Source organism: Streptomyces sp. NPDC051051, assembly GCF_040682975.1.
Classification (GTDB): domain Bacteria; phylum Actinomycetota; class Actinomycetes; order Streptomycetales; family Streptomycetaceae; genus Streptomyces.
The window spans coordinates 24,504-32,274 of sequence record NZ_JBFBCB010000066.1 but is presented as its reverse complement, the minus strand read 5'-3'; the positions used below and the strand labels follow the sequence as shown (position 1 = coordinate 32,274).

Below are 7,771 nucleotides of genomic sequence, written 5' to 3'. Positions count from 1 at the left end.
GGGGGTGGGGGGGGGGGGGGCGGGGGGGGGGGGGGGGGGGGGGGGGGGGGGGCGGCGGGGGGGGGGGGGGGGCCCCCCCGCCGGCGCCCCCCCCGGGGGGGGGGCCGCCCCCCCGTCCGGCGCCGTCCGGGTTCCGCCCCGGATGCGACGAGGGCCGCGCGTGAGATCCCGTCGTGCCCCCCCGTCGCGATCCCCGTCGTGACCGCGGTCGCGGTTCCCGTGCGCTAACCGCGCGGCGCCAGTGCCTCCCACGCCACGGTCACCTCTCCCTGCCGCCACCGCACCGGTCCGTCCGTCACCGGCCAGTCGGCGGTCAGGACCCGCGCCGTGCGGATCCACCGCTGGCGGGCGCCGTAGGAGGCGTAGGGGGCGGCCGCGGCCCAGGCGCGGTCGAAGTCGCGCAGGAAGGCGTGCACGGGTTCGCCGGGCACGTTGCGGTGGATCAGCGCCTTCGGCAGCCGTTCCGCGAGGTCCGAGGGTCGTTCCAGGGATCCCAGCCGGGTCGCGAAGGTGACCGTGCGCGGCCCCTCCGGCCCGAGCGCGACCCACACGTGCCGCCGCCCGATCTCGTCGCACGTCCCCTCGACGAGCAGCCCGCCCCGGCACCCGCTCACCGGGTCGGCGGGGGCGAGCCGGGAGCGCAGCCGCTCCCAGACCGCGGCGACCTCGTCCTCGTCGTACTGGCGCAGCACGTTCGCGGCGCGGATGAGGTGCGGCGGCCGGGCCACCGGGACCTCGAAGCCGCCGTGCCGGAAGACGAGGCCCTCGCGCTCGTACGGCTTGGCCGCGGTGACCCGGGCCGGTTCGATCTCGACGCCGACCACGCGCGTGTGCGGTGCGACGGACCGCAGCCGGGACAGCAGCTCGACGGCCGTCCAGGGCGCGGCGCCGTAGCCGAGGTCGACGGCCACGGGATCGTCGGCGCGGCGCAGTTCGGGGCCGTGGACCGCGGCGATCCAGCGGTCCATGCGGCGCAGCCGGTTGGGGTTGGTGGTCCCGCGCGTGACCGTGCCCACAGGACGGGACGGCGAGCGGGGAGGCATGCCTACGAGGGTATGCGGTACCGGGCGGGGGAAGCCCCACCGGTCGCCCGCCCCCGGACGTCTCCCGCTCTCGAACGGTTGAGCGACAAACGGTAACGGCCAGGCAAAAACCACCCGCCAGTACATCCGTACGGAATGGGACTACCTCGCTCCGGCGTTGCAACCCCTTGGAGGGCGCCCCACACCCTCCGTCCGGCATGCCCGCAGCAAGGAGGAAACGCCACGTGAGCCAGTACGTCAGCAGGCTCGGGCGTCGCTCTTCGGCGGCACCCTCACGACTGCGGCTGCACCGTCGTCCCCGGCGTGTCGCCATGCTCTCCGTGCACACCTCGCCCCTCCACCAGCCCGGCACCGGCGACGCCGGCGGCATGAACGTATACATCGTGGAGCTGGCGCAGCGCCTCGCCGCGATCAACATCGAGGTCGAGATCTTCACCCGCGCCACCACCGGCGGCCTCCCGCCCACCGTCGAGCTGGCGCCCGGAGTCCTCGTCCGGCACATCGACGCCGGCCCCTACGAGGGCCTCGCCAAGGAGGAGCTGCCCGCGCAGCTGTGCGCCTTCACGCACGGCGTGATGCAGGCCTGGGCCGGACACCGCCCCGGCCACTACGACCTCGTCCACTCGCACTACTGGCTCTCCGGCCACGTCGGCTGGCTCGCCGCCCAGCGCTGGGGCACGCCCCTGGTGCACGCCATGCACACCATGGCCAAGGTCAAGAACGCCAGCCTCGCCGACGGCGACACCCCCGAGCCCGCCGCCCGCGTCATCGGCGAGATGCAGATCGTCGCCGCCGCCGACCGCCTCATCGCCAACACGGCCGAGGAGGCCGGCGAGCTCGCCCGGCACTACGGCGCCGACCCCGGCAAGATCGCCGTCGTCCACCCCGGCGTCAACCTCGACCGCTTCCGCCCGGCCGACGGCCGGGCCGCCGCCCGCGCCCGCCTGGGCCTCCCGCAGGACGCCCTGATCCCGCTCTTCGCCGGCCGCATCCAGCCCCTCAAAGCCCCCGACGTGCTGCTGCGCGCCGTCGCCGTCCTCCTCGACCAGCGTCCCGACCTGCGGTCGAAGGTGGTCGTACCGGTCGTCGGCGGCCCCAGCGGCAGTGGCCTCGCCAAACCGGAGGGCCTGCAGAAGCTGGCCGCGCGGCTCGGCATCTCCGACGTCGTACGGTTCCGGCCGCCCGTCGGACAGGATCAGCTCGCCGACTGGTTCCGGGCCGCGTCCGTGCTCGTCGTGCCGTCCTACAGCGAGTCGTTCGGGCTGGTCGCCATAGAGGCGCAGGCCACCGGCACACCGGTGCTCGCGGCCTCGGTCGGCGGGCTGCCGGTGGCCGTCCGCGACGGCGAGACCGGCTTTCTGGTGCGGGGCCACGAACCGGCCCACTACGCGCGCGTGCTCGCCGAACTCGCCGACCACCCCGAACTGCCCGCCCGCATGGGCGCGGCAGCCGCCCGGCACGCCCAGTCCTTCGGCTGGGACACCGCGGCCGCCGCGACCGCCGACGTCTACACGGCCGCCGTGCAGTCCCACCGCCGTCACGTACGCTCCCAGCATGGGTGACGCCAGCATGAGTGATGCCAGCAGGAGCGATGCCGAGAAGACGGCCGCGCGAGTCGTCGAGGACGTCCTCGAGGACGCCGAACTGGAGTGGGAGAGCCCCGATCCGGGCAGTTACGTCGTCCAGCTCCCCGGCACCCGCAAACTGAGGACGACCGTCTCCCTCGTCGTCGGCCGCCACTCCCTGTCGCTGAACGCCTTCGTCATCCGCCACCCCGACGAGAACGAGGCGGGCGTCCACCGCTGGCTCCTGGAGCGCAACCTCAAGCTGTACGGCGTGAGTTACGCCGTCGACCCTCTCGGCGACGTCTACGTCACCGCCCGCCTGCCCCTCGCCACGGTCACCCCCGAGGACACCGACCGGCTCCTCGGCCAGGTCCTGGAGGCCGCCGACGGCGCCTTCAACACCTTGCTGGAGCTGGGTTTCGCCTCCGCGATCCGCAAGGAGTACGCCTGGCGCGTCTCCCGCGGCGAGTCCACCCGCAACCTGGACGCGTTCCGCAACCTGACGCAACGACCCTCCGAGTAGCACCCTTCTGACCTGCTGTCGGCCTGCCGCGACCCGATCCCCACCCGGGAAGAACGAGGTCGCGCGTGCGCGCAGGCAGACCCACCACCGTGGCCGCGGTCGCGGGAGCGCTCGCCCCGACGGCGTTCGCCGCACCGGCCGCGGAGGCGGCGGACACCGGCATCACGGTGTCCGGCGTGGTCGTCAACGGCGGCAGGCCCATCGTCGGTCGAGCACGCCTACGTCGGCTACGGCGGCAAGGCGGCGAAGCTCCAGTTCCGCGAGGCGGGCACCAGCACCTGCTCGACCGTCAAGGTCGTCGACACCGACTCGGCGGGCTGCCCGCGCACCACGGTCACCGCGAACGCCGACGGCTACCGGCGCTGGACCTTCGGGGAGACGGCCACGACCGGCGGCGCCTCGGCGGCCGGCGACCACGTCGACGTCAGGTGGCTGCCGCCGGGGCCAGGGTGGCCGAGGAGCCGTACCGCCCCGGTGTCACCCCCACCAACCTGCGGAAGTGCCGGGTGAGATGAGCCTGGTCGTAGAAGCCCGCGGCCACCGCGACCTCACCCGGCGGCAGTCCGTCGAGCAGCAGCCGGCGGGCCCGGTCCACCCGGCGGGCGGTCAGGTACTGGTGCGGCGCGATGCCGTACGCCCCGCTGAACGCCCGCACCAGATGCGCCGGATGGGCCTGGAGCAGTCCGGCCGCCGTGTCGAGCGTCAGCCCCTCCGCCACGCGGGCGTCGAGCAGTTCCCGCAGCCGGCGCGCCAGCACGGGGTCGCGGAACGGCGGCCGTACGGCCCGGCCGGGCCGCAGCAGGCCGCGCAGCCGCTCGCCGACGAACGCCAGCCGGCTGTCGGCCTCCAGCTCGTCGCCGGGCCGGGACAGTGCGCCGTGCAGCTGGCCCACCCGCCGCCGCAGCACCGGATCCCGCAGATCGGGCCCGTCCACGGCCGGCCCGATCAGCTCCTCGCCGAGCACGCTCGCGTCCAGGTACAGCACCCGCTTGCGGAAGCCGTCCGGGGTGGCGGCGGAACCGTTGTGCGGCACGTGCGGCGGCAGCAGCGACACGGTGTCGTGCGGGGTGCCGTGCTCGTGCCGGTCGAGGTCGTACCGTACGGCCCCGTCGTCGACGATGAGCAGCGTCCACGCCTCGTGCACGTGCATCGGATAGGCGTAGCCGGTGAAGTGCGCGTGGAAGACCTCCACGACACCCGGGACCTGCGGGCGCCAGGCGGAGACGTCGGCGGTCGGCTGCCGGGCCGGGCGGGAAACGGCCATGCAAAGAACGTACAAGACGCCTCCGTACGGCGGACGGCAGTCTCACGGCATGAGCACTGAACCCCTCCGCTTCGACACGAAGATCGCCGTCCTGCTGCGCGAGGACCTGGAGACCTGGCAGCGCCTGAACGTCACCGCCTTCCTGGTCAGCGGCCTGGGCACGGAAGTCCCCGAGGTCGTCGGGGAGCCGTACGAGGACGCGGACGGCGTCCCCTACCTGCCCATGTTCCGCCAGCCCGTGCTGGTCTTCGAGGGCACCAAGGAGACCCTGACGGCGGCCCACGCGCGCGTGCTCTCCCGGTCCCTCCCGCGCGCGGTGTTCACCGGCGACCTCTTCGCCACCGGCAACGACCGCGACAACCGCGCGGCGGTACGGGCCGTGCCGACGGGCGCGCTGGATCCGGTGGGCCTGGCGGTGTACGGGCCGCGGAACGCGGTGGACAAGGTGCTGAAGGGGGCGCGGATGCATCCGTGAGGGGAAGGGCGGGGTCCGGGCTCGGGGCCGGGGCGGGTCCGGGAGGGGCGCCGCTCAGGCGGTGGTGGCTTCCGCCGGAGTCGGGTCGGGGCACTCGCCCGCGGTCCCGGACCCCTTCGCGGACCCCTTCGCGGGCCCTTCCGCGGGCAGGCGCCGCATCAGCACCGCGTACCCGACACCCGCCACCGTCCCGACGACCGCGCACAGCCCCCACAGCCACTCCGCGCCGTACCGGTCGATGACGACACCGGACATCAGCGGGGCGACGAGCGAGGCCACCGCCCACGACATGGTGTACATGCCCTGGTAGCGGCCGCGTCCGTGGACGGGGGAGAGGCGGACCACGAGCCCGGTCTGGGTCGGCGCGTTGACGATCTCGGCAAGCGTCCACACGCAGACGGTGAGCGCGAACACGCCGACCGATCCCGCGAAGGCGGTGAGGCCGAAGCCGTACCCCGCGAGCACGGACGAGACCACCAGCAGCCGGCCCGGATCGCGGTGCTGGATGAAGCGGGTGACGGGGATCTGGAGGACGACGATCAGGACGCCGTTGACCGCGATCGCCATGCCGTAGTCGGCCGGGGTGAAGCCGGCCGCGCCCATGGCCACCGGCAGACCGATCGCGCCCTGCTGGAAGACGAACGCGACCAGGAACGACAGCCCGACCACCCCCATGAACCGCCGGTCGCGCAGCACGGTCCCCAGCCCGACGGCCTCCTCCGGTGCACCCTCGCCGTCCTTGCCACCCTCGCGGCCCGTCCCCCGCTGTTCCGGCCGTGACTCGGGCAGCTTGAGGAAGACGACGATCGCGCAGGCCAGGGTCATGCCGGCCTCGATCAGGAAGCCGGCGAGATAACTGAACTCGGCGATGAACCCGGCGCCCATGGACGAGATCGCGAAGCCGAGGTTGATGGCCCAGTAGTTCAACGAGAAGGCCCGGACCCGGTCCTCGGGCCGCACGATGTCGGCCATCATCGCCTGCACGGCGGGCCGGGAGGCGTTGGAGGCCATGCCGACGAGGAAGGCGACGCCGGCGATGGCGAGCGGGTGGTGCACGAAGCCGAGAGCCGCCACGGACAGCGCGGTGGCGGTCTGCGCGACGAGCATCGTGGGCCGCCGCCCCAGCCGGTCGGCCATGACGCCGCCGCCGAGGGACGAGACGACCCCGCCCAGCCCGTGCAGCGCGGCGACGAGACCGGCGTACGAAGCGGAGTAGCCGCGGTCGAGGGTGAGATACAGCGCCATGAAGGTGGCGACGAAGGCGCCGAGCCGGTTCACGAGGGTGCTGGTCCACAGCCACCAGAACTCGCGGGGCAACCCGGAGACCGTCTCCCGGGCGGCACGCCGGAAGGATCTGACGGAGACGACGGACGACATGACGGATCCCCCGGGTGTAAGCGGCGCAGGCGGTGCCTAGAACTTACGAGGGGGCCGGATCCGGCGACCACTCAATTAACAGATTCCGTCAACTGTCCGCTCCTCGGGCGCCGGGCACCGGCCCCCAAAACCTTGGATTACGCTCATAGCCATGGCCGACGCACCGTACAAGCTGATCCTCCTCCGCCACGGCGAGAGCGAGTGGAACGCGAAGAACCTGTTCACCGGCTGGGTGGACGTCAACCTCAACGAGAAGGGCGAGAAGGAGGCGGTCCGCGGCGGTGAGCTGCTCAAGGACGCCGGCCTGCTCCCCGACGTGGTCCACACGTCCCTCCAGAAGCGCGCGATCCGCACCGCGCAGCTGGCCCTCGAGGCCGCCGACCGCCACTGGATCCCGGTCCACCGCTCCTGGCGCCTGAACGAGCGTCACTACGGCGCCCTCCAGGGCAAGGACAAGGCCCAGACGCTCGCCGAGTTCGGCGAGGAGCAGTTCATGCTCTGGCGCCGCTCCTACGACACCCCGCCCCCGCCGCTGGACCGCGACGCCGAGTACTCCCAGTTCGACGACGCCCGCTACGCGACCCTGCCGCCGGAGCTGCGCCCCCGTACGGAGTGCCTGAAGGACGTCGTCGTCCGCATGCTCCCGTACTGGTTCGACGCCATCGTCCCCGACCTCCTCACCGGCCGCACGGTCCTGGTCGCCGCCCACGGCAACAGCCTGCGCGCCCTTGTCAAGCACCTGGACGGCATCTCCGACGCCGACATCGCGGGCCTGAACATCCCTACGGGCATCCCCCTGTCCTACGAACTGGACGCCGACTTCAAGCCGCTCACCCCGGGCGGCACCTACCTCGACCCCGAGGCGGCCGCAGCGGCCATCGAGGCGGTCAAGAACCAGGGCAAGAAGAAGTAACCAGTCCCTGAAAAGGCCCCCTACCTGCGGCTTTGCCGTCGAGAGGGGGCCTCTTTCATGCCCATGGGCCGTGTCTGGGCCGTCGTACTCAGATGCGGCGGATCCTCACCCGCACTGTCACGAGGAAGGCCAAGGGGAGGACGACGAAGGCCTGGGCGTGCACCCAGAAGGCAAGGGCTGCTCCACCGATGCCGACAACAGCGGTGTGGGGCTCACGGGGGATGAGGTCGAGACGCAGACCGCGACGTGGCACGATGGGCTTCTCCGTGGGATGCATGACTTCTCCTATAGACCTGGGAAAAAGGTGCACCGACGGGCTGAGGGGCCGCTCATGCCAGTGAGCGGCCCCCTACTTTCTCGCCGGCGTTGAGGACTTTAGCGGCATAATGCGGCGTGATCCAAACCTGCAGCTAAATCGATTGATCAAGCCTGTGGGTGCAGGGTCGAGCACCTACGAAAAATCCGCTAACGCCTATCAGTGAGCCTGCGCGCCCCGGTTGCGCGGAGCCGCCGGTAGGTCCGCCTCGTTAGCTAACGTCAGCTGAGCAGGGACGTGACGTCCGTGAGTCGTTTTGCGGACCTTCGTTCGCGTGAAGCTGTCATTTGGTGCT

At 72.4% G+C, this 7,771-nt stretch carries 8 protein-coding genes; 4 read left to right on the top strand and 4 right to left on the bottom strand.

Annotated features, from left to right (window positions below):
• Nucleotides 1-224: 224 nt before the first annotated feature.
• Nucleotides 225-1,043 carry a class I SAM-dependent methyltransferase gene (locus tag AB0N31_RS32730; RefSeq protein ID WP_366062124.1) on the bottom strand — a complete coding sequence of 273 codons (819 nt, stop codon included), beginning with the start codon at nt 1,041-1,043 and terminating at the stop codon, nt 225-227.
• A gap of 224 nt (nt 1,044-1,267) precedes the next feature.
• On the opposite strand from AB0N31_RS32730, the gene mshA reads away from it, so the two are divergent.
• Both mshA and AB0N31_RS32720 read left to right on the top strand, forming a co-directional pair.
• Nucleotides 1,268-2,605, top strand: a complete 1,338-nt coding sequence (mshA, locus tag AB0N31_RS32725; RefSeq protein WP_366062123.1) for a D-inositol-3-phosphate glycosyltransferase — start codon at nt 1,268-1,270, stop codon at nt 2,603-2,605.
• A 7-nt stretch (nt 2,606-2,612) separates the two neighbouring features.
• A complete protein-coding gene (locus tag AB0N31_RS32720; protein ID WP_366062126.1) occupies nt 2,613-3,131 on the top strand; it encodes a YbjN domain-containing protein in 519 nt (172 codons plus the stop codon).
• Nucleotides 3,132-3,555: 424 nt separating this feature from the next.
• Here AB0N31_RS32720 and AB0N31_RS32715 read toward each other — a convergent pair whose 3' ends face one another.
• Entirely contained in the window at nt 3,556-4,395 is an 840-nt protein-coding gene (locus AB0N31_RS32715; protein WP_366062122.1) for an AraC family transcriptional regulator, read from the bottom strand.
• A gap of 49 nt (nt 4,396-4,444) precedes the next feature.
• Here AB0N31_RS32715 and AB0N31_RS32710 point away from each other — a divergent pair, with 49 nt between their 5' ends.
• A complete protein-coding gene (locus AB0N31_RS32710; protein ID WP_366062120.1) occupies nt 4,445-4,870 on the top strand; it encodes a DUF2000 domain-containing protein in 426 nt (141 codons plus the stop codon).
• A 54-nt stretch (nt 4,871-4,924) separates the two neighbouring features.
• Here AB0N31_RS32710 and AB0N31_RS32705 read toward each other — a convergent pair whose 3' ends face one another.
• Entirely contained in the window at nt 4,925-6,247 is a 1,323-nt protein-coding gene (locus AB0N31_RS32705; protein ID WP_366062118.1) for an MFS transporter, read from the bottom strand.
• 151 nt (nt 6,248-6,398) lie between these two features.
• Here AB0N31_RS32705 and AB0N31_RS32700 point away from each other — a divergent pair, with 151 nt between their 5' ends.
• On the top strand, nt 6,399-7,160 hold the full coding sequence (locus AB0N31_RS32700; RefSeq protein WP_363086845.1) for a phosphoglyceromutase: 762 nt from the start codon (nt 6,399-6,401) through the stop codon (nt 7,158-7,160).
• An 88-nt stretch (nt 7,161-7,248) separates the two neighbouring features.
• On the opposite strand, the gene AB0N31_RS32695 is transcribed toward AB0N31_RS32700, so the two are convergent.
• Nucleotides 7,249-7,437: a hypothetical protein gene (locus AB0N31_RS32695; protein WP_366062116.1), complete on the bottom strand. Its 189-nt coding sequence runs from the start codon at nt 7,435-7,437 to the stop codon at nt 7,249-7,251.
• Between the last annotated feature and the right edge of the window lie 334 nt (nt 7,438-7,771).